The sequence below is a fragment of the Pilimelia columellifera subsp. columellifera genome (assembly GCF_039532605.1).
Taxonomy (GTDB): Bacteria; Actinomycetota; Actinomycetes; order Mycobacteriales; family Micromonosporaceae; genus Pilimelia; species Pilimelia columellifera.
Genome location: NZ_BAAARY010000006.1, coordinates 30612 through 51391, shown reverse-complemented (window position 1 = coordinate 51391; position 20780 = coordinate 30612). Strand labels below are relative to the sequence as shown.

Genomic DNA, 20780 nt, shown 5'->3' with positions numbered 1-20780 from the left:
GGACGGTCGGACGGGCGTGGGTCGGGATCTGGCGCGGTGGCATCCAGATCGGTGGCGTCCGGGCGGTTGCTCTCCCGGCGGAAGGTCTCGTAGATCTGGCTCAGGGACTGCTTCTGCGCGGCGGTGAGGTCCGGGTCGGTGGCAATGGCGGCGAGGACACCGGGGTGGTCCCGGCCGTCGAGCAGACCGGCCCGCAGGTACATGAGCGGAGTCGACACCCGGAGCGCGGCCGCCAGCTGCTGGAGCACCTCGGCGCTGGGTTTACGGAGCCCACGCTCGATCTGGCTGAGGTAGGGGTTGCTCACGCCGGCCTGCTGGGCCAGTTGGCGGAGCGAGATGCGCGCGTTGTGGCGCAGGTCCCGGATGAAGTCGCCGACATCGCGCGGGGAGTCGTTCTCGGTGGACACGTCCCTGACGCTACCGCGCCCCGCTAGCTCCTGCTAGCACTTCGCTAACAAAAGCAAGCAACGCAGGTCACGTCACATGACGGGCCACGTCCGCATGGGACCCGCGCCGATCCGCCTACCAGATCGTGCGGATCGCGCCGACGGGCGCGGCCCCGCCGAGGAGCGCGGTCTGGGCGCGCTCGGCGAGCACCGGCGCGTCCAGGCCGAGGCGACGGAGGCCCGCGACGAGCACCGGCGTCCGGGCGCGCATGCCGCCGTCATCGATCTTCACCGCGACGGCGCCGACCCCGGGGACAGCGGCCGCCATCACCGCCTCGGCCCCGCTCTTGCACAACAGGCCCGGAACCCGGGACATGAGGACGGTGTCCTCGGCGCCGGTGCCGGCGACCAGTTCCGGGTAGGCGCGCATCGCGTCGGCGACCCGCCGCTCGACCGAGCCGGGCTCGCCGCTGACGATCCGCAGGTAGGCGCCGGCGAGCGCCGTCAGGGGCGCGGCGAGCACCGGGGCGCCGCATCCGTCGACGCCGGTGGCGACCGGCGACTGCCCGGTGAACTCCTCGAAGGCGAGCAGGATGCGTTCCTGGAGGGGATGCTCCGGGTCGTAGTACTCCTCCAGCGGCCAGCCGGCCTCGCGGCAGGTCAGCAACATGCCGGCGTGCTTGCCGGAGCAGTTCATGAGCACCCGGGCGCGGCCGCCGCCGGCGGCGTAGAGCGCGGCCTTGGCGGCTTCGCCGAGCGGAAGGTCGGGCGGGCAGCGCAGGAAGGTCTCGTCGAGCCCGACGCTGCGCAACAGGGCGCGGACCCGGGCGATGTGGAAGTCTTCGCCGCTGTGGCTCGCGCTGACGAGGGCGAGGTCGGCCGGGTCGGCCAGGCGCAGCCCGGACCGGAGCATGCCGATGGTCTGAATGGGCTTGTTGGTGGAGCGGGGGAACATCGGGCCGTGGACGTCCCCGGCCGCGGCGAGGATATCCCCGCTGGCGTCGATGACGACGACCGATCCGCGGTGGACGCTCTCGGTGAATCCGGAGCGGACCACCTCAACAAGCGGAACGCCGCCTTCATACGCTTTTGCCATTTTTCGACCGTACCTACCCGGGCGCTGATCAGGCCGACGAACCATGCGGCGGCACACCGAGCAGAACCCGGGCGTCGGCGGGGCTCAGCGGCGGGCGTTCGGCCAGCCGGGCGAATCCGACCGCCCGGGCCACCAACTGCATGTTCGACTCGACCTTGCGCCCGCGCGCGTACGAGGTGGTGTCCTCCATGCCCACCCGCAGATGCCCACCGGCCGACAACGACGCCAGCAGGACCGGCAGGGTCGATCGGCCGACGCCGGTGGCCGAGAACGTCGCCCCGACCGGCAGATCACGCAGCGCCGACTTGCACGCCACCAGCGCCTCCGTCGTTCCGGGCATCCCGCCGGGCACGCCCATGACGAAGTCCACATGGACCCGGCCCCCGAACGGCAGACCGTGCCGGTCCAGCAGCCGGGCCAGCGTTGCGAGCTGCCCTAGGTCGAAGATCTCATACTCCGGGACGACGCCCGCGTCCTGCATCCGGGCGTGCAACGCGACGATGAACTCCCACCGGTTCATGAAGACGTCGTCGCCGAAGTTCACCGTCCCCATCGTGCACGAGGCCATGTCCGGGCCGGCCCCGACCACGGCGAGCCGGGCCTCCTCCGGGTCCGTCACCGCCCCGCCGCTGGATAGCTGGACGATGAGACCGGTCTCCGAGCGCAGCGCGGCCACCGTCTCCCGCAACCGGCCCTGGTCCAGGGTGGGCAGCGCCCGCTCGTCCCGGACATGCACATGGATCACGCTGGCGCCCAGGGCCTGGCACTCGCGGCCGGTGGCCACCAGCTCCTCAAGGGTGACCGGCAGGGCCGGAACGTCCGCCTTGGCCGACTCGGCGCCGGTCGGCGCCACGGTGATCAACGTTCCGCTCATGCCCGGAATCCTCGCATGTCACGCGGTGAGGACATGGTGAGGCCCGTGCCGCGAGGGAGCCGCGCTTGCCGATGCCGTCGTGGCGGCGCGCTCGGACCGCCACCCACCGGGTCAGCGGAGTCGCCGCCCTGCCCACACACCGGTGGCAGCCGCTGAATCCGTCCACGGGAAGCCGAGGTAGTCGCCCGCGAGGGCGATCGGGTCGGCTCGCGGGCGGTCTCGGTAGGCGACGACCGCGGCGGCGTGGCCGGTCGGGACGGTCGGCATGGCCTCCTGGTGGCGAACTACCCGTGCGGTGTCGGTGTCGGGCGGCAGCAGCGGCTCGACGGTCGGGTCGAGGCGACGCAGCCCCGCGAGGGCGGCCTTGACGACGGTCGCATCGTCGGCGGCACGCAGCGCGTCGGCGGCGTGTTGGTTGAGCATGACCGTGAGGAGATCCCGGTCGGCGGCTGCGGGATGGGCGCGACTGGCCACCGCGACCGCGGCGACCGGGTTCTCCTCACCCGGATGGACCAGGATCCCGTACGCGCCGGCGAGTTGGTGTGGCCGCAGCGCCGCGCTGAGCGGAACACCTACCAGCAGCCCACGGCTGTAGGGCGTCGCCGTCAGGCGCCGTTGCAGGTCGGTCGGGTCGTGCAGGATCGCCCGGGCAGCCGATGCCGGCACGGCGAGGATGACCCGGTCGGCCACCTCCTCGCCGTCGGTCGTGGTGACGACGGCGCGGGCGCCGTCGCGCCGCACGGACGTCACGGTCGTGTTGATCCGGACGTCGACCTCGGCGGCCAGCGACCGGGTCAGCCTCCCCAGTCCGCCGCGGATGGTCAACGCCGGTCCGGGCCGGGCGGCGAACGCGCACACCGCCGCCGGGAGCGCGGCGCTGGACTGGTCGAGGGACTGGAAGTAGAAGCCGCTGACGGTGGGGATCAGGACCCGGTCGGTGACGTCGGGGCCCAGCACCCGCTCGGCCCACTCGCGGGCGGGCTCGGTGTCGAGGTCGGTCCAGCAGGTCAGGTCGCTCGTCGCCCGGCCGCGGCCTGCCGCTGCCGCCTTGATCAGCCCGGCGGCGGCTCGGGGCGCCGCCGGCCAGGGCAGCAGGCCGCCGGTGAACTGGCTCAGTGGACGATCGGAGCGGAACCGCCGCATGGCGCCGCCCTGGAATACAGCCGCGCCCGCCCGGATGGGCGAGGTGGCCAGGCCCACCGCTGCGGCCAGCCGCGGCACGACCGTATACCCGGAGCCGAGGAACTGGGCGCCCGTCTCCATCGGGTAGCCGTTGATCAGTTCGGAGCGCATCCGGCCGCCGACGCTATCGCCAGCTTCCAGGACGCTGACCTGCTGCGACCGCAGGGTCCAGGCCGCGGCCAGGCCGGCGATCCCGGCGCCGATCACCATGATTCTCACGAAACCTGCCCTTCCTCGGCGAGGAGCCGTGCAAGGTCGGTGGCCATCCTGGCGTACTCGGCGCCCTGGATCGGCGGTCGGGAGTGCACCGCCCCGAGGTAAAGGGCGCCGTTGAGGCGGGCCAGGTATGCAGCTCTGGCCACGTCGCCGGTCGCGGCGAGGAACAGCCGGCACAGCAGCTCGGCCCGGCGCGCGTCGATCTCGTTCACCACCACGGCGACGGTCGGGTTGCTCTGCGCCCACCTGCGTACGGCGGCCTCAAGATGCAGGTCCTCGGCGGCGATGATCTCGACGAGACGACGCAACGCCTCCTGTGCCCCCACAGGGGTGGCGAGGTCGTGGTCCTCGGCCGCCGGGACGTCGATGAAGGCGCGACGTTCCAGGTGTTCCAGGAACGCTGTGACGAAGCCTGCCTGGCCTTTGAAGTGGTGGTAGAAGGAGCCGTGTGTGACACCTGCCCTGGTGGTGAGGGCGTGCAGGGTCAGCCCCGCCTCACCCTCCAGGATCAGCCCTTCACAGGCGATGCGGAACCAGTCCTCTTGCGTCATCCGCCCCATGTTCCATAACATAAATCATGTTATGGAACATGGGCAAGGCCGATGTCCTGCCGGCAGGCTGGGGAGGGAACAACTGTGAAGAACGTGCAGCGCCGGGTCATCCCCGCGCCACCCGAACGGCTGGGTCAGGTGATCGACGAAATCACCGACCCCGGCCGGTCCGTCTGGCCACGTCCCGCCTGGCCGGACCTCCGCCTCGACAACGGGCCGACGCCCGGCTCGTCCGGTGGCCACAGCACGATCCGCTACACCGTCACCGCCTACGAACCCGGTCGTCGGCTCGCCTTCGCGTTCAACCAGGAAACCGGCCTGGACGGATGGCACGAGCTGACAGTGACCACCGGCGAGAACGGGCGCCCGACGCTGGTCCACACCATCGAGGCCCGGACCACAGGCCCGATGCGGTGGCGGTGGCCGCTGGCCGTCCGGTGGCTCCACGAGGCCCTCGTCCAGGATCTCCTCGACAACGCCGAACTCGCCGCCACCGGGACGCTCGCCCACCGTCCCGCCCGCTGGTCCCCCTGGGTCCGCCTCCTGCGGTGGTGGTTGAGGCCGACGCGGTGAGCGCCATCGCGGTCACCGGATCGTCGGGGCGGCTCGGTCGGATGCTCGTCCCGATGCTCACCCTGGCCGGGCACGACGTCCGGACGATGAGCCGGCGCGACGGCGCCGGCGACCATACCGTCGACCTACGCACCGGCAGGGGCCTCGACGAGGCGCTGCGCGGCGTCGAGACGGTCGTCCACCTGGCCACCAGCAACGGCTCGGCCGACACGACGATGACGCGGACGCTCACCGCCGCCACCGAACGCTCCCAAACGTCCCACCTGGTGCTGCTCTCGATCGTGGGCGTCGACCGGATACCGCTGGCCTACTACCGCCACAAGCTCGCCGCCGAGCAGATCGTCCTCAACTCCCGGACCCCGGCCACCGTGCTGCGGGCCACCCAGTTCCACGAGCTCCTCGACGCCTTCTTCCACGCCCAGCGACGACTGCCCCTACGCCTGGCGCCCGCGCTGCCGGTACAGCCGATCGCCGCGCGGGACGTCGCCCAACGCATCACCGCCCTGGTGGCGCAACTGCCGGCCGGCCGGCAGCCCGACCTCGGCGGCCCGCAGCAGATCACCTGGAGTGAGGCGTCGGCGCTATGGGGCGCGGCCCACCGGCCGCGACAACGATCCATAACCATCCGCGTCCCCGGCGCGACGGCACGCGCCATCCGTGACGGTCACGGCCTGGTCCCCGGCCCCGCCCACGGCGAACTCAGTTACACCGACCACGTCCGGGCCGCAGCGGAGCAAGCCGACGGTGAGCGTTAGTCGCCGGCCCCTGGGTCGATGGCGGCGGCCTGGCCGGCGACGGTGAGCCGGGCGTCGCCGGGAACGTTGCGCTTGATGACCGCTAAGGCGATCATGCCCAACTCGTGATGGCGGACCGCCGTGCCGACGAACCCGACGACCCGACCCTCCGCGGCAATGACCTCGGCGTGCCGCGGCGGTGGTGTGTCGCTGACCACGCCGTCAAGGTGCAGCAATGCCAGGCGACGCGGCGGGCGGCCCATATTGTGCACCCGGGCGACCGTCTCCTGGCCCCGGTAGCAGCCCTTGTCGAGATGCACGGCCGGGCCCAGGAGATCCACCTCAGCGGCGATCGTCCGGTGATCGGTCTCGAAGCCCACCCGGGCGATCCGCGCCGCCACCCGCAGCGCCTCGTACGCCCACAGCCCGCAGGCCGGCACGCCGGCCGCCGCCAACGTGTCGACCACCGACGCCAGGTCGGCACGCGGAACGAGCAGGTCGACGCCGAGGCGACCGCGCCGGGCCCAGCCACCGGCGGGCAGCGCCGCCACGGCGTACCGACTGGTCGGCCCCGGCCGCACCGTGCCGGCGGGAAACTTCGGGCCCGGCGCGGGATCGACCTCCGCCGCTGCCAGCGTTGGCACGCCCAGCACCGCCAGGGCGGCGTCGACCTCCGGCCCGACCAGGGACAGGACGGCGAAGTCGGCCGTCACATCGGACGGCTCGACCCGGGTGAGGAACCGCATCTTCTCCAGGAACCCCAGCAGGTCGCCGGCCCGCCCGGGCTCGGTGTCCAACCAGATCCGGTCAGCGTCGGCGGCGACCATGGCGTGCTGCTCGACGTGGCCGTTGGGCGACAACACCAGCAGTTCCGTGCCTTGGCCGGCGAGCAGATCGGCGACGTGCTGGGTCGTCAGACTGTGCAGCCACGATGCCCGCTCCGCGCCGGCGACGACGAGCACCCCGCGGTGTGAGCGGTCCACCACGCCGACGGCGCGTTCCAGAGTCCGCTGCTCGCGCGTCGGGTCGCCGTAGTGAGCGGCCACCGAGCCGACACCGGCCGCCCGCTGCTCCGGCGTCGGCTGGTCCAGTGTGTCCGGCTCCACCACATCGGTCGGCACCGCGCCAGAAATCTCGATCATTTCTACTCCCGACAGTCGGCGCAGGCGCCGAAGAAGGCGACGTGGTCGATGTCGACCGCGAAGCCGTGGTTCGCCAGCAACGCGCCGGCCAGCGGCGTGAACAGGTCCGGCGCCAGTTCCTGGATGCCGCCGCAGGCCCGGCAGACCAGATGGACGTGCGCCGGTTCGCTGGTCGCATGGTAGGCCGGCGCGCCGTGGGACAGGTGGGTGTGGGTGACCAGGCCGAGCTGCTCCAACAGCTCCAGCGTCCGGTAGACGGTGGTGATGTTCACCCCGGCGGCGCGACCCCGGGCCAGGGCATGGACCTGCTCGGGCGTGGCGTGGGTCAGCTCACGGACGGCGTCCAGCACCACCTGGCGCTGCGCGGTCAGCCGCAGGCCGCGGGTACGTAGGGCGTCAGCGAGATCGGACACTGTCCGATTATAGGGCGGCGCCCGATAAGCTCCTACGCGTGAACGATCAACCGGTCACGATGCGCGTGCTGGCGTTGCTCGGCCGGGGCGTCGTGCCCGCCGACACCCCGGTGCTGCGCGCCGACGACCTGGGCGTGCTGCGCGGAGACGGCGTCTTCGAGACGATGCATGTGCGAGACGGCCGGCCCTGGCTGCTCACCGAGCACCTGGGCCGGATGCGCGCCTCCGCCCGCCGGATCGACCTGCCCCTGCCCGACGCCGACGAGCTGACCGAGCTGACCAGCCAGGTGTGCGCGGCATGGCCGCCCCAGCGAGAGGGCGCCCTACGCCTGGTCTGCACGCGTGGCCCCGAGGCCGGCGGCACACTGACCGCCTACGCCCTGCTCACAGCCGTCGGGCCGGGTCAGCTACGGGCTCGCCGCGACGGCGTCGCCGTGGCCACCGCAAGCCTCGGCCTGGCCGCCGGCGCCCGACCCGACGCCCCCTGGCTGCTCGGCGGGGTCAAGAGCCTGTCGTACGCGACGAACATGGCGTCCCTGCGTTGGGCGGCCGACAAGGGCGTCGACGACGCGCTGTGGGTCTCCGCCGACGGCTGGGCGTTGGAGGCCCCGACCGCGTCCCTCGTCTGGCTCGACGGCGACGCGCTGTGCACCGTGCCGTCAGCCGACACCGGCATCCTGCCCGGCTGCACCGCGGCGGCGCTGCTGGCCGCGGCGCCCACGATCGGGCTCACCGGCGCCGAACGCATGATCCGACCGGCCGCGCTGGCCGACCTGGACGGCGCGTGGCTGGCCTCGTCGGTGCGTGGGCTCGCCGAGATCCGTTCCCTGGACGGGGCGCCGCTACGACCCTCGACGCGCACCCGGCAGCTGCTGGACCTGCTCGGCTTCGCGACCCCGCCGCCGGCCTGACGTCCGCGAAGCGCAGTGTCAGGCCGGACGGCGCTTACGGGGTCCGCCTACCAGGCGACCATCAGTTGACGCGGGCCGCGGACCAGGTTGTTCGACCGCCAGGGAATCTCGGCTTCGGGGACGGCCAGGCGCAGGTCGGGGAAGTCCCGCAGCAGCGCCCCCAGGCCGACCTCCAGCTCCATGATCGCCAACTGCGCGCCGAGGCAGTAGTGCGGGCCGAAGCCGAACGCCATGTGCGGGTTGGCGGTGCGCTCCAGGTTCAGGTCGTCCGGATCGGCGAAGACGGCCCCGTCGAGGTTGGCCGATCCGAGAACCGGGAGGACGGTTTCCCCGGCGCGGACCACCACCCCCGCGACCTCCACGTCCTCGGTCGCCACTCGTGGCATCGTCTCGGCGCCACCGATCGGCACGTACCGCAGCAACTCGTTCACCGCGGTCGGCAGGCGCTCAGGATGCGCCGCCAGCTCCGCCCAGCTACCGCGGACGAGCAGGGTGTGGACGTAGTTGGCGATGGCCTGGGCGGTGGTCTCGTGGCCGGCGACGAGGATGGTCACCCCGAGGGTGACCAGCTCATGTTCGGTCAGCGGGGCGTCGTCGCCGGAACCGGCCCGGATGATGTCCGAGAGCAGGTCGTCGCGGGGCTCCAGGCGCCGGCTGGCGACGTGCTCCCGGAGGAACGCGTCCAGCTGAGCCGAGGCCCGCGCGACCTCCTCCGGAGTTGTCGTGCCGCCGCTGAGCATCGTCTCCGAGTAGCCCCGGAACAGGTGCCACTGCGCGAACGGCACCCCGAGCAGCTCGCAGATCACCATGACCGGCAGCGGGGCCGAGAAGCGCTCGACGAGGTCGGCGGGCGGACCGGCGGCGCGCATCCCGCCGACCAGCTCCTCGACGATCTCCGTCGTGCGCGGGCGTAGTCGCTCAGCGCCCTTGCGGGAGAACACGCCCGCGACCAGGCGGCGGACGCGGGTGTGGTCCGGCGCGTCCATCGCCATGAGGTTGCCGGGCTGGGTCCGCCACTGGGTGGTGCGCGGGATGTCGGCATCGACCGTGGCGGCCCGGCTGAAGCGCGGATCACCGAGCACCGCCTTCACGTCCGCGTGCCGGCTCACCAGCCAGCCCTCCCCGCCGAACGGCAGGCGGGCCCGCTGGACCGGGCAGGTGGCGCGCAGCTGGTGGAACTCCGCCGGGATACCGGGCTTGCCATCGTCGGGAAATGGGTAGTCGAGCACCTCGTCCACGGCGTCAATTCCTGAGTAGACCATTCAGCCATTGTCCATGCGGAAGGTCGGTCTGGACAGGGACAGCGTGTAGAGACCAGGATGCGGTATGGACTCGCCTCGATCTCCTGCGCCCCGTGAGCCCCGAACCAGTCGCCGCGCGCTGCTCGCCGGGGCGGTGACCGCCGCGGCGACGCCGTTGGTCATTCCCGCTGGCGGAGCGGTTGCTGCCGCGCCTCCGACGGCCCGTCCCGGGCCCGGTCGTCCGCTCCGTCCCCGTCGCCCCCATCCGGACCTGGCGGCCCTGCTCCGCCGGGTGGACCACCGTCGGATCGAGGCGACCGTACGCCGCCTGGCCGCGTTCGGCACCCGGCACACCATGTCAAGCCAGGACGACCCCGCACGAGGCATCGGCGCGGCCCGGGACTGGATCCACGACCAGCTGCGCGGCATCGCCGCGGCCTCGGACGGGCGGATGACCGTCCAGCTCCAGACGTTCGTGGAACCCGCCGGTCCGCGGCTGCCGGTCGCCACCACGATCACCAACGTCATCGCCACCCTGCGCGGGACAGTTCACCCACAGCGGGTCTACGTGGTCTCCGGCCACTACGACTCCCGCGCCTCCGACGTGCTCGACGCGGTCAGCGACGCGCCGGGCGCCGACGACGACGCCTCCGGGGTGGCGGCGGTCCTGGAACTGGCACGCCTGTTCGCCAGCCACGAGTTCCCGGCCACCGTGGTCTTCGCCTCCGTCGCCGGAGAGGAGCAGGGCCTGTTCGGCTCGGCGCACCTGGCCAAACAGCTCAAGGTCGCGGGCGTCGACGTGCAGGGCATGTTCAGCAACGACATCATCGGCGCCAGCAACGCCTTCGACGGCACTCCCCCGGACCCGCGGACGGTGCGGCTGTTCGTCGAGGGAGTACCGACCGCGGAAACCCCGGCGCAGGCCAGCACGCGACAGTCCATCGGGGGCGAGAACGACGGCGCGTCCCGCCAGCTCGGCCGGTACGTGCGCGAGGTCGCCGGCCGGGAGGTCACCGGCATGGACGTCCGGGTCGTGTGGCGGCGCGACCGCTACCTGCGCGGCAGCGACCACATCTCGTTCCTACGCCAGGGCTGGCCCGCCGCCCGGTTCTCCGAGCCGCGGGAGAACTTCGCCCACCAACACCAGGACGTCCGGGTCGTTGACGGCGTGCAGCACGGCGATCTGCCGGAGTTCTGCGACTACCCGTACATCGCGCGGGTGGCCCGGGTCAACGGCGCCGCGTTGTGGTCGCTGGCACGGGCGCCGGGGACGCCGCGCGAGGTCGTTATCGACAATTCCGGCCTCACCAACACCACCACCCTGCGGTGGGCACGGGGCGCCGAGCCCGACCTCGCCGGCTACGAGGTGTTGTGGCGGGACAGCACCGCGTCGGAGTGGACGCACGTCATCGAGGTGGGCGACGTGACGTCCAGCACCATCGATCTGTCCAAGGACAATGTGCAGTTCGCGGTCCGGGCGGTGGGTCGCGACGGGCACCGCAGTCCAGCCGCCGCGCCCGGCTGATCAGCCGCCGACCCGGAGTAGACGGGCGGACAGGTGCGGCCCCAGCGGGTGCCCGACCGCGCCCATCTCGTGCGCGTACAACAGCGCTCCCTCGACGATGCCGAAGAGGCGGTGACCCGCCGTCACCTCCTTGGCGGTCGCGGTGCGCAACACCACGTCGGTGGTCAGCTCAAGCTTGAGTCCGTCCAGCCTCCCGACGTACAGCTCGAAGATGCCGGTCGGGGTGCTCAGCAGCGCCTCCACCTCGTCGCTGGTCTTGCCGTCGCGGATCACCGGGCGCAGCCAACCGGACTCGCGACCGGCCGGACGCACCGGACGGCTCTGCTCATCGAGCACCCAGGCCCGCGACTCGAACGACAGGAACGGCCGGCCGTCGTGGCTGATCCGGATCTCCTGGCCGTAGTCGAAGTCCTCGATCGTGGGGTAGCCGCCGCGGCCACGCCCCCGCCACAGACCCACGTACGGCAGCAGGCCGAGCAGCGACGGGTGCAGGTCGGGACCGCTGCGCAGATCGTAGGTGTCCTCGAACGGGTAGGGCTCGACCGGCGGGGCGTTGAGCCAGGGCGGCTGTAGAGGGTTGTCGCTCACGTCCGACACCCTAGCCAGCCCCGGGGCCTCATCCGCCGCCGGTCAACGGTCCCGGCGTGGCGGGCCGGCGGCGCCCCGGAGCAACCGGACGGCCAGGAGCACCAGACCTCCGGCGAGGGCCCCGAGCCCAGCGACGAGAACGCTGACGAACCCCAGCTCGGTGACCACGATTTCACCCCGTCCCGCGCCGGTGTCACGACGCTGTCGGCGATCCTATGCTGTCTGGCATGACCCGCCCACTCGTAGTGAAGTCAACCGCCGGCGACGACGCCCCGGAGCGGTGCGCCCAGGCGTTCACCGTCGCCGCGACCGCCGTGGCCGCCGGCGTCGACGTGTCCCTGTGGTTGACCGGGGAGGCGTCCTGGTTCGCGGTCCCTGGCCGGGCTGAGCAGTTCACGCTGCCGCACTCGGCGCCGTTGGCTGAGCTGCTCGCCGCGGTGCTGGCCGAGGGCTCGGTGACGGTGTGCACCCAGTGCGCGGCCCGGCGTGATCTCACCGTGGCCGATCTCCTGCCCGGGGTGCGGATCGCGGGGGCGGCAGTGTTCGTCGAGGAGTCGCTGGCCGAGGGCGCCCAGGCGATGATCTACTGACGGCCGCCGGTCTACTGACGGCGCAGCGAGCTGACCGCCACGCTCGTCCGGCCATCCCGGCGGTCGATGATGACCGATTCGTCGGCCAGCCGCAGCGCCACCAACCCGTCGCGCCGGACCACCTCACGCGCGCCGGGCAGGACGGCGAGAGCGTCCACGATCGGCGCTCGTGGCACGTCCCACCGCTGGGTCGAGGCGGTGGCGCCGTCGCCGCTGACGTGGCCCCGCTCAGCCGGCCGGCCCAGGAGCGCGGCGGCTGAGCCGAGCACGCCGGCCGCCGGCGGCGGGCCGGTGTCGGCGTCGAGCCGTAGGTCGGGCGAGGCCGGGCGGCAGCCGGTGTGGATGGTGAACCGCAGCACGCCCGGCTCAAGGGTCTGCCCGGACACCGCGACAAACTCGCCGGCGTCGGCGGAGATCCGTTCGGCGACGCCGCCGCGCCCGCGCACCCGCGCCCCGAACGACGGCGGTAGCGAACCGGCCACCTGTCGTAGCAGGTCAGGGCCGCGTTCTGCGGCGGTGTAGAGGGTGACGACACGGCTGAGCCGGGCGCCGTCGACGAAGGTGGTGAGCCGGCAGCCGGCGACGAGACGCGCCGGGGCGACGGCGAAGACGGCATCGGCCCAGGCGGCGGTGACGACGAGCGTCGCCGCGCGGTCCACGATCGGCGCCGCCTGGGCGACGCTGCGCTGTTCCCGGGCCGTCGGCGGGCTGTTGCGCGCGGACAGGTAGCCCAGCCCCAGCAGGACCACCGCCCACGCGGCGGCCACGGCTGAGAGCAGCAGCCGGCCGCGGCGGGTCATCGCAATGCCACCTCGGTCGCCTCGGCTGTGACCAGCAGCCCGTCGGGCGTCGCCTCGGCGGATCGGACGGTGAGATCGAACGGGGTGGCCGGCATCGGCACGTCGATAGCCATCTGCCGGGCGTAGCTGGACAGCGCCTGGCGCAGCGCCGGGGTGGCCTGCTGGCCCTTCACGGTCAGCTCGTCGAACCGGATCCGGATCGTCCCGGCGCCGGGCTCAAGCCGACCCGTGCCGACGACGGTGACCTTCCGCCCGAAGATATCGACGGGCAGCTCGGCGAGGAGCCTGCCGTCCTTCTCGGCCAGTTGCAGGTCGGGCAGGTTGGCCAGGTCGCCGACGGCGGCGTAGCCGACGAGGGCTTTGCCGGTGACGGTCCCGGCGACGACCGTCCCCTGCCCGGAACGCAACGCCGCCAGCGGGGCCCGCACGTCGTTGGCGACGAGGTCCAGCCGCGGGACGGCCACCGGGGCACGGCCCGCAGCGCCACCGTCAGTGGTGACGTCCCGCAGCCCGATCCGGACACTCGGGTAGCGGCCGGCGACGACCTGGGTGAGGAACGGGAAACCGTCGATGCTCACCTGGGGCGGGGCGCTTTCCACCCCGCGGCTGGTGAGGTTGGCGCCCACCTGCGCCGCGATGCGGTCCTGGGCGGCGCCGACGGCGAACCGGTCGACGAGCGCCCCGATGGCCAGCAGCGGTCCGAGCACGAGGACGAGAGTGATGACGAGCCGGCGCGGCCACCGGCGTCGGCGCGGCCGGACGGCGGACGACCGCGCGGGGTCCCAGGGGCTCATCGGCTCAGACATTGGGCAGCACCATGATCGCGTTGGCGAGGTAGGCCACCGGCGCGGCCAGCGCGAAGGCGCCGATGGGGCCCTGCATGTGCCGGGCGATCCACATGGTGGGGGCGTCCCCGGCCATCCGACGACCGGCCTCGGCGTAGTTCGCGGCCAGGTCGGCCAGGACGGCCGAGCACGCGCACAGCAGGCCGAGGATGGCGCCGCGGGCGGGGGTGAACGGTTCGACGACGAACGCGCCGCCGACTGCGCCGACCAGCGTGCCGACCATGGCGCCGACGATGACGCCGACGACGCCGCGGGGCACCTGCGGGGCCATCCGCGGGCTGGAGACGACGGTGTCCAGGAGCCGGGCGGCGACCAGGGCGGCGCCGACCGAGGCGAGGCAGATCATGAGACTCTGCGCGCCGGCCGGGACCCGGGTCAGGACGATCATCGTGGCGAAGGCCACCACGCCGATCACGATCATGAGCGTGGCGGCGAGCGACTCGGTGACCCGCTGCCGGTCGGTGCGACGCATCAGCTGCGCCAGCACCGCCAGTCCGAAACCGCCGGCGGCGACCAGCGACACCGCCGTCAGCGACGCTTCCCGCGACAGCACCGCGGCGAGATCGGCGCCGGCCGCGACCAGCATCGAGACCCCGAACACGGCAGGCAGGGCAGGTGGACGCATCGCCATCGCGGAGGCGAGCACGAACAGGAACTGCACGCCGAGGATGACGATGGCGAAGGAGATCCGACCCATGCCCAGGCCGGCTGTGTAGACGCCGAGGATCAGCCCGCCGGTGAGCAGGACCGCGAACGCCGCGACGGCCAGCGACAACCGCCGGTCGACCGGAACGTCCGGCTGGGTTTTGGCCCGTCGGGCGGCCGCGATCCGGCTGGTCTCGTCGGCGAGTTTGACGTCCTCGACCGTCTCGGCGTGCCGGGCCGGGAGGCGCTCAGCGAGGTCCGCGGGGTCGTCCTCCAGCCAGGGGTCGCGGGTCGGGCCCGTCGCCGGGTCGGGCCGGGCCGGATCACCGGACCTGCCGCCGGTGACGGGCGACGTGCCCGTGTCGGTGGGCTCGCCGGACCGGGAAGGATCGCCTGCTCTGGAGGGGAACACGTTTCGATGGTGCCAGACGCCGCCGACCGCGGGCCCACCGGCGCGGCGGCTATCCTCGTTCCCTGGCCTGCTGGCGACGCCCCTGACCTGGGACGGAGGTGTGTTGTGCGGCTGCTGGTGGTGACGACAGCGTCGTCGGCCACCGCCGTGCTGCCGGCGTTGGAGTTGCTCGGGCACGCGGTGCGCCTCGCGCCTGTCGATATCCGAGCGCTCGTGGACGACCCGGGTCACGACGTCCTGCTCGTCGACGCGCGGCTCGACCTGGCGGACGCGCGCGCGACGTGCCGCCTGCTCCGCAACACCGGGTTGGGGGCGCCGCTGATCGCCGTGGTGGCCGAGGCCGGTCTCATCGCCGTCAACGCCGAGTGGGGCCTGGACGATCTGCTGGTGACCGGCGCCGGCCCGGCCGAGGTGGAGGCCCGGCTGCGGCTGGCGATGGAGCGGTCGCCCGCCGCTCAGGAGGTCACCGGCGCGGTGCGGGCCGGCGACCTCACCATCGACCCGGATACGTACGCCGCCCGGCTGCGCGGCCAGCCGCTGGACCTCACGTACAAGGAGTTCGAGCTGCTGCGGTTCCTGGCCCAGCACCCGGGCCGGGTGTTCAGCCGGGACCAGCTCCTGCGGGAGGTGTGGGGCTACGACTACTACGGCGGCACCCGCACCGTCGACGTGCACGTCCGGCGCCTGCGGGCCAAACTCGGCCCGGAACACGAGTCGATGATCGGCACAGTGCGGCAGGTCGGGTACAAGTTCGTCGCCCCGCCGGTCCGGCACGCGCCGGACAACGAGCCCGCCCTCAGACGCTGATAGGGCGGTGCGGTTACCGTGACCCGGTGACCTTCACCGTCGTGCTCGCCGAACACCTTGATCCCGATCAGGTGGACGTAGTCCTGGACCTGGCCCGTCGTGCGAGCGACGTGGACGAGTCGTATCCGCTGAGCGAGCACGTGGTGCTGCACCTGCGGCACGGCGGGGAGTCCCCGGCGGCCCACCTGCTGGCCCGGGACGCCGACGGCGGGGCCCTGGTCGGCTACGCGCATCTGGACGTCACCGATCAGGTGGCCGGGGCCTCCGCCGAGTTGGTGGTGGACCCGCGGTGGCGGCGCCGCGGCATCGGCCGGGAGCTGGTGGAGGCGGCGCTGGTGGCCGCCGGGGAGTCGGATCCTCGTGGCCGGCTCCGGCTGTGGGCCCACGGCGACCATCCGGACGCCGCAGCGCTGGCCGGCGGGCTGGGCTTCGCGAGGATGCGGCTGCTGTGGCAGCTGCGGCGCTCGCTGTTCGCCCCGGTGGACGCCCCGGTCTTCGCCGAGGGCGTCCGGGTGCGGGCGTTCCGGCCCGGCGAGGACGACGCGGCGTGGCTGGCGCTGAACGCGGCGGCGTTCGCCGACCACCCGGAGCAGGGCGGTTGGACGGCGGCGGAGCTGCGGGCCCGGATGGCCGAGTCGTGGTTCGACCCGGCGGGTTTCCTGCTCGCCGAACGCGTGGCCGACGGCGCGCTGTTGGGCTTCCACTGGACGAAGGTGCACGGTGACCGGCCGGTCCGACCGAGCGACGGGGCCGCCCACGCCCACGAGCCGATCGGCGAGGTGTACGTGCTCGGCGTCTCGCCGACGGCCCACGGGCAGGGGTTGGGACGGGCCTTGACACTGGCTGGCCTGCGCCACCTGCGGGAGCGGGGCCTCGATCAGGCGATGTTGTACGTGGACGAGTCGAACGCCGCGGCGATGGCGCTGTACCTGGGGTTGGGCTTCGCCCGCTGGTCGATCGACGTCTCGTACGCCCGGGCGACCACCGGCTGAGGCAGGTCGAAACCTCAATACGCCCTGACGGGGGCGGCCGAAACACCGGCCGCCCCCGTCACCTTTTGACGTGCTGCTCCGTTCTCACCCGTGGGGGGCGTAACCATCGCCGCACGGATCGTCCACTTTGGCGGGTAGGCGTCCGGCTTTGCCTGAAATACCTCTTGACACGTATGTCGGGAATCGGTTCACGTAACGGACATCTTGCTCTCAGTGTTCAGCTATACAGAAGGTTTCGCCTGTTCACTCGCCGTTCAACTGTGGCGGGCACGAAGGTCACCTCCGCCCCCTAGCTTCGCTTTCGATGGGCCAGCCACGGCTGGACCCCCGACAGAGAGGCTTTCTGAGGTGAACCGCAACGTGCTTTCCCGGCGGGTAGTCGCTGGCATGACGCTCGCGTCGCTCGCGCTGGCCGGCTGCTCGAACAACGCGGAGTCCGCCGACGAGGGCGGCGGCGACAAGCTGTCCGGCGCCGTCTCAGTGGACGGCTCCAGCACGGTCGCCCCGCTGAGCACCGCCGCTGCCTCGATCTTCAAGGAGGAGCAGCCCGGTGTGAACGTCTCCGTCGGCACGTCCGGCACCGGCGGCGGGTTCGAGAAGTTCTGCAAGGGCGAGACCGACATCTCCGACGCCTCCCGTCCGATCAAGGACACCGAGAAGGCGGCCTGCGAGGCGGCCGGCGTCAAATTCGTCGAGCTGGCGGTAGCCAACGACGCCCTCACCGTCGTGGTGAACAAGGCCAACACCTGGGCTACCTGCCTGACCGTCCCCCAGCTCAAGACCATCTGGGGCCCCAAGTCCAAGGTCACCAACTGGAACCAGGTCGACCCCAAGTTCCCGAACCAGCCGATGAAGCTGTTCGGTCCGGGCACCGACTCCGGCACGTTCGACTACTTCACCGACGAGATCAACGGCGAGGAGGGCGCCAGCCGCACCGACTACACGGCCTCGGAGCAGGACAACGTCCTCGTCCAGGGCGTCAGCGGCGAGAAGGGCGGCATCGGCTACTTCGGATTCTCGTACTTCGAGGAGAACGCCGACAAGCTCACCGCCATCCAGGTCGACGGCGGCGCCGGCTGCGTCGCGCCGACGCTGGAGACGGCCCAGACCAACACCTACAAGCCGCTGTCGCGCCCGCTGTTCATCTACGTCAGCGACAAGGGCGCGGCCAAGCCGCAGGTCAAGGCGTTCATCGACTTCTACATCGAGCGCATTGACGAGATCGTCAAGGAGGTCAAGTTCGTGCCCCTGACCGAGGCGCAGAAGACCAAACTGAAGACCGACTTCGCGGGCCTGAAGGGCTGACGTGTCCACAGTTGACACCGCACGCGGCGCCGCTGGGGCGGGACCGTCCCTGCGGCGCCGCAGCCGCCCACTCGAAATCATCATCACGGCACTGCTCGTCGTCGCGGCGACCGTCTCGGTCCTGACGACCATCGGGATCGTCATGTCGTTGGTGGGCCCGACGCTCGGCTTCTTCCAGGAAGTGAGCTTCGTCGAGTTCATCACCGGCGGCAAGTGGACGCCGACGTTCAGCGACAAGCACTACGGCGTCCTGCCGCTGGTCGTCTCCACCCTGCTGAGCACGGCCGTGGCGATCACCATCGCGGTGCCGTTGGGCCTCGGCTCGGCGATCTACCTGGCCGAGTACGCCTCGGACAGCGCGCGCCGGACGCTCAAGCCGATCATGGAGATCCTGGCCGGCATTCCGACGGTCGTGCTGGGCTTCTTCGCCCTCAACGCGCTCAACCCGATCCTGCGGGACATCTGGCCCGGCGGCGAGCCGCCGGAGTTCCAGAACCTGCTGGTGGCCGGCGTCGTCATGGGCATCATGATCGTCCCGACCATCGCCAGCCTGTCCGAGGACGCGATGAGCGCCGTGCCGCGCAGTCTGCGCGAGGGCGCGTACGCGCTCGCCTCGTCCAAGCGCCAGGTCGCCATGAAGGTCGTCGTGCCGGCCGCCATCTCCGGCATCGTCGCCTCCTTCGTCCTCGGGCTGTCCCGGGCGTTGGGCGAGACGATGATCGTGACGATCGCCGGCGGTCTGCGCTCGGACCGGGTCACCTTCGACCTCAGCGAGGGCGCGGCGACGATGACCGCGTTCATCGCCAACATCGGCCAGGGCGACCTGCCGGTCGGCACGTTGGACTACGACAGCATCTTCGCCGTCGGCGCGCTGCTGTTCGTCTTCACCTTCGTCCTCAACGCCGTGTCGATCCGCATGGTGCGTAAGTTCCGAGAGGTGTACGAGTGAGCGTGACCGCCGCCCCCGTCCAGCGGGCCACCCCGCTGGGCGAGGTGCTGACCCAGAAGAAGTCCCGTCCGGCCGACACGGTGTTCCGCGTCGCTCTGGTGGCCTGCCTGGGAATCGTCGGACTTTTCCTGGCCTGGCTCATCGGCTACGCCATCTACAAGGGCTGGAGCCGGCTCGACTCCCGATTGTGGACGAACATGCCCACCGGCCGGATCAGCCGGATCGACCAGGCCGGCGTTCAGTCCGCCATCACCGGAACGCTCTGGATCATCTCGGTCACCGCGGCCCTCTGCCTGCCGACCGGCATCGCGGCCGCGATCTACCTGGAGGAGTACGCCAACCGGGAACGCTGGTACAACCGGCTGCTGGAACTCAACATCCAGAACCTGGCCGGCGTGCCGTCGATCATCTTCGGCATTCTCGGACTGGGCATCATCGTCCGCGGCTTCGGCTGGGGCTTCTCGATCAAGAGCGCCGCGTTGATCCTGGCCCTGCTGGTCCTGCCGATTGTGATCATCTCCAGCCGCGAGGCGATCCGGGCGGTCCCGCAGTCGATCCGGCAGGCCTCGTACGCGCTCGGGGCCACCAAGTGGCAGACGATCTCGCGGCAGGTGCTGCCGGCGGCGATCCCCGGAATGGCTACCGGATCAATCCTGGCGCTGTCCCGGGCCATCGGCGAGGCCGCCCCGCTGATCATGCTCGGCGCGTTCAGCTTCGTGACGTTCAACCCGACCGGTCTGGACAGCGCCTACACCGCCCTGCCGATCCACATCTACTCGTTGCTGGTGCAGCCCCAGGCGGCCTTCCAGGAGCTGGCCGCCGGCGCCATCGTGCTGCTGCTGGTCATCGTCCTGGTGATGAACTCGGCGGCCGTCTTCCTGCGCAACAAGTTCCAGAAGCGGTGGTGACCCCGGCCATGACCGAACCCATCAAGCCCCGTCGTGCCGAAGAGGTGACCTCGATGATTCCCGCCACCGCCACCACCCCGAACCGACCCGCCACCCACGTGCCCACCCCGCTGTCCGCCCCGGGCGGACACCGGTCCGCCGAGGCGGCGCCGGTGATGGAGCTGCGCGACGTCAGCGTCTTCTACGGCGACTACGAGGCGGTCCGCGGGACGTCGATGCAGATCCGGCAGAACCAGATCACCGCCATGATCGGCCCGTCGGGCTGTGGCAAGTCGACGGTGCTGCGGTCGCTCAACCGCATGAACGACCTGGTAGCGGGCGCCCGGGTGAAGGGTTCGGTCACCTACCACGGCCAGGACCTGTACGCCAAGGACGTCGACCCGATCGAGGTCCGTCGCCGGATCGGCATGGTGTTCCAGAAGCCGAACCCGTTCCCCAAGTCGATCTATGACAATATCGCCTACGGCCCGCGGGTCACCGGCATGCAGGTCGACAGCATGGACGACCTGGTGGAGCAGGCCCTCCGCGGCGCCGCGCTGTGGGACGAGGTCAAGGACAAGCTCCGGACCTCCGGCCTGGCCCTGTCCGGCGGTCAGCAGCAGCGGCTGTGCATCGCCCGCACCATCGCCGTCCAGCCGGACGTCATCCTCATGGACGAGCCGTGTTCGGCGCTGGACCCGATCGCCACCAGCAAGATCGAAGACCTCATGCACGAGATGGCGGACCAGTACACGATCGTCATCGTCACACACAACATGCAGCAGGCGGCGCGGGTGAGCCACTACACCGCGTTCTTCACCGCCGAACTGGACGAGGCCGAGGTGCGGCACGGCCGGCTCGTCGAGTTCAACGAGACCGGCAAGATCTTCACCAACCCGGCCGACAAGCGCACCGAGGACTACATCACGGGCCGCTTCGGCTGACGCGACGGGCGGCGCGACCCCTCCGTCGGCGCCGCCTCTCGATGATCGTGGCCTGAGCCGGCGAAGCAGGAATCCGCCGGCTCAGGCCACGATCGCTTGGAAGATGGGTATCGATACTCATGGCCAGCGGGGCGTGGCCGCGGCAGGATCATCGGTGACCGGCGGGAAGCGC

The 20780-nt window shown here is 71.7% G+C and carries 23 protein-coding genes and 1 pseudogene; 11 read left to right on the top strand and 13 right to left on the bottom strand.

Annotation, left to right across the window (positions count from 1 at the left end):
* Window positions 1-29: 29 nt before the first annotated feature.
* The 5 genes and pseudogenes from ABD287_RS08995 to ABD287_RS08975 all read right to left on the bottom strand — a co-directional run.
* Window positions 30-407 (bottom strand): annotated as a pseudogene (locus ABD287_RS08995) (helix-turn-helix domain-containing protein); the annotation flags it as partial.
* Window positions 408-522: 115 nt separating this feature from the next.
* Window positions 523-1482, bottom strand: a complete 960-nt coding sequence (locus tag ABD287_RS08990) for an asparaginase (protein ID WP_344171147.1) — start codon at window positions 1480-1482, stop codon at window positions 523-525.
* 28 nt (window positions 1483-1510) lie between these two features.
* Window positions 1511-2356 (bottom strand): beta-keto acid cleavage family enzyme, encoded by an 846-nt coding sequence (locus ABD287_RS08985; protein ID WP_344171145.1) that lies wholly within the window; start codon window positions 2354-2356, stop codon window positions 1511-1513.
* A 111-nt stretch (window positions 2357-2467) separates the two neighbouring features.
* Window positions 2468-3748 (bottom strand): protoporphyrinogen/coproporphyrinogen oxidase, encoded by a 1281-nt coding sequence (locus tag ABD287_RS08980; RefSeq protein ID WP_344171361.1) that lies wholly within the window; start codon window positions 3746-3748, stop codon window positions 2468-2470.
* Window positions 3749-3753: 5 nt separating this feature from the next.
* Entirely contained in the window at window positions 3754-4305 is a 552-nt protein-coding gene (locus ABD287_RS08975) for a TetR/AcrR family transcriptional regulator (protein ID WP_344171143.1), read from the bottom strand.
* A gap of 84 nt (window positions 4306-4389) precedes the next feature.
* Here ABD287_RS08975 and ABD287_RS08970 point away from each other — a divergent pair, with 84 nt between their 5' ends.
* On the top strand, window positions 4390-4878 hold the full coding sequence (locus ABD287_RS08970; RefSeq protein ID WP_344171141.1) for an SRPBCC family protein: 489 nt from the start codon (window positions 4390-4392) through the stop codon (window positions 4876-4878).
* Entirely contained in the window at window positions 4875-5633 is a 759-nt protein-coding gene (locus tag ABD287_RS08965; protein WP_344171139.1) for an SDR family oxidoreductase, read from the top strand. Before ABD287_RS08970 ends, ABD287_RS08965 begins: the two co-directional genes overlap by 4 nt.
* Here the strand turns inward: ABD287_RS08965 and ygfZ are convergent.
* The gene (ygfZ, locus tag ABD287_RS08960) at window positions 5630-6754 is read right to left on the bottom strand and encodes a CAF17-like 4Fe-4S cluster assembly/insertion protein YgfZ (RefSeq protein ID WP_344171137.1); all 1125 of its coding nucleotides are present in this window, start codon (window positions 6752-6754) and stop codon (window positions 5630-5632) included. The genes ABD287_RS08965 and ygfZ overlap by 4 nt on opposite strands.
* A 2-nt stretch (window positions 6755-6756) precedes the next feature.
* Entirely contained in the window at window positions 6757-7167 is a 411-nt protein-coding gene (locus tag ABD287_RS08955) for a Fur family transcriptional regulator (protein WP_344171135.1), read from the bottom strand.
* A 59-nt stretch (window positions 7168-7226) separates the two neighbouring features.
* On the opposite strand from ABD287_RS08955, the gene ABD287_RS08950 reads away from it, so the two are divergent.
* Window positions 7227-8078, top strand: coding sequence for an aminotransferase class IV (locus ABD287_RS08950; protein WP_344171359.1), 852 nt, complete (start codon window positions 7227-7229; stop codon window positions 8076-8078).
* 47 nt (window positions 8079-8125) lie between these two features.
* Here the strand turns inward: ABD287_RS08950 and ABD287_RS08945 are convergent, their stop codons facing one another.
* Entirely contained in the window at window positions 8126-9340 is a 1215-nt protein-coding gene (locus ABD287_RS08945; protein ID WP_344171133.1) for a cytochrome P450, read from the bottom strand.
* 64 nt (window positions 9341-9404) lie between these two features.
* Here ABD287_RS08945 and ABD287_RS08940 point away from each other — a divergent pair, with 64 nt between their 5' ends.
* On the top strand, window positions 9405-10844 hold the full coding sequence (locus ABD287_RS08940) for a M20/M25/M40 family metallo-hydrolase (protein WP_344171131.1): 1440 nt from the start codon (window positions 9405-9407) through the stop codon (window positions 10842-10844).
* On the opposite strand, the gene ABD287_RS08935 is transcribed toward ABD287_RS08940, so the two are convergent.
* Window positions 10845-11432 carry a heme-binding beta-barrel domain-containing protein gene (locus tag ABD287_RS08935; protein WP_425565556.1) on the bottom strand — a complete coding sequence of 196 codons (588 nt, stop codon included), beginning with the start codon at window positions 11430-11432 and terminating at the stop codon, window positions 10845-10847.
* A 42-nt stretch (window positions 11433-11474) separates the two neighbouring features.
* Complete coding sequence (gene mtfM / locus ABD287_RS08930; RefSeq protein WP_344171127.1) at window positions 11475-11600, bottom strand: small membrane protein MtfM; 126 nt, start codon at window positions 11598-11600, stop codon at window positions 11475-11477.
* A gap of 47 nt (window positions 11601-11647) precedes the next feature.
* Between mtfM and ABD287_RS08925 the strand changes: the two genes are divergently transcribed.
* Window positions 11648-12022 (top strand): DsrE family protein, encoded by a 375-nt coding sequence (locus tag ABD287_RS08925; protein ID WP_344171125.1) that lies wholly within the window; start codon window positions 11648-11650, stop codon window positions 12020-12022.
* Window positions 12023-12033: 11 nt separating this feature from the next.
* Here ABD287_RS08925 and ABD287_RS08920 read toward each other — a convergent pair whose 3' ends face one another.
* The 3 genes from ABD287_RS08920 to ABD287_RS08910 are packed head-to-tail and all read right to left on the bottom strand — an operon-like array spanning window position 12034 to window position 14724.
* On the bottom strand, window positions 12034-12822 hold the full coding sequence (locus ABD287_RS08920; RefSeq protein ID WP_344171123.1) for a hypothetical protein: 789 nt from the start codon (window positions 12820-12822) through the stop codon (window positions 12034-12036).
* The gene (locus ABD287_RS08915) at window positions 12819-13628 is read right to left on the bottom strand and encodes an LmeA family phospholipid-binding protein (protein ID WP_344171120.1); all 810 of its coding nucleotides are present in this window, start codon (window positions 13626-13628) and stop codon (window positions 12819-12821) included. The genes ABD287_RS08920 and ABD287_RS08915 overlap by 4 nt, the downstream gene beginning before the upstream one ends.
* The gene (locus tag ABD287_RS08910; protein ID WP_344171118.1) at window positions 13621-14724 is read right to left on the bottom strand and encodes a hypothetical protein; all 1104 of its coding nucleotides are present in this window, start codon (window positions 14722-14724) and stop codon (window positions 13621-13623) included. Before ABD287_RS08910 ends, ABD287_RS08915 begins: the two co-directional genes overlap by 8 nt.
* 105 nt (window positions 14725-14829) lie before the next feature.
* On the opposite strand from ABD287_RS08910, the gene ABD287_RS08905 reads away from it, so the two are divergent.
* From ABD287_RS08905 to pstB, 6 genes are all read left to right on the top strand, one after another.
* Entirely contained in the window at window positions 14830-15531 is a 702-nt protein-coding gene (locus tag ABD287_RS08905; protein WP_344171116.1) for a winged helix-turn-helix transcriptional regulator, read from the top strand.
* Complete coding sequence (mshD, locus tag ABD287_RS08900) at window positions 15531-16523, top strand: mycothiol synthase (protein ID WP_425565567.1); 993 nt, start codon at window positions 15531-15533, stop codon at window positions 16521-16523. The genes ABD287_RS08905 and mshD overlap by 1 nt, the downstream gene beginning before the upstream one ends.
* A 348-nt stretch (window positions 16524-16871) precedes the next feature.
* Window positions 16872-17828, top strand: a complete 957-nt coding sequence (locus ABD287_RS08895; RefSeq protein ID WP_344171112.1) for a PstS family phosphate ABC transporter substrate-binding protein — start codon at window positions 16872-16874, stop codon at window positions 17826-17828.
* A gap of 1 nt (window position 17829) precedes the next feature.
* Window positions 17830-18777, top strand: a complete 948-nt coding sequence (gene pstC / locus ABD287_RS08890) for a phosphate ABC transporter permease subunit PstC (protein ID WP_344171110.1) — start codon at window positions 17830-17832, stop codon at window positions 18775-18777.
* Entirely contained in the window at window positions 18774-19685 is a 912-nt protein-coding gene (gene pstA / locus ABD287_RS08885; protein WP_344171108.1) for a phosphate ABC transporter permease PstA, read from the top strand. Before pstC ends, pstA begins: the two co-directional genes overlap by 4 nt.
* A 53-nt stretch (window positions 19686-19738) precedes the next feature.
* Window positions 19739-20608 carry a phosphate ABC transporter ATP-binding protein PstB gene (pstB, locus tag ABD287_RS08880; RefSeq protein WP_425565566.1) on the top strand — a complete coding sequence of 290 codons (870 nt, stop codon included), beginning with the start codon at window positions 19739-19741 and terminating at the stop codon, window positions 20606-20608.
* The last annotated feature ends 172 nt before the right edge of the window (window positions 20609-20780 follow it).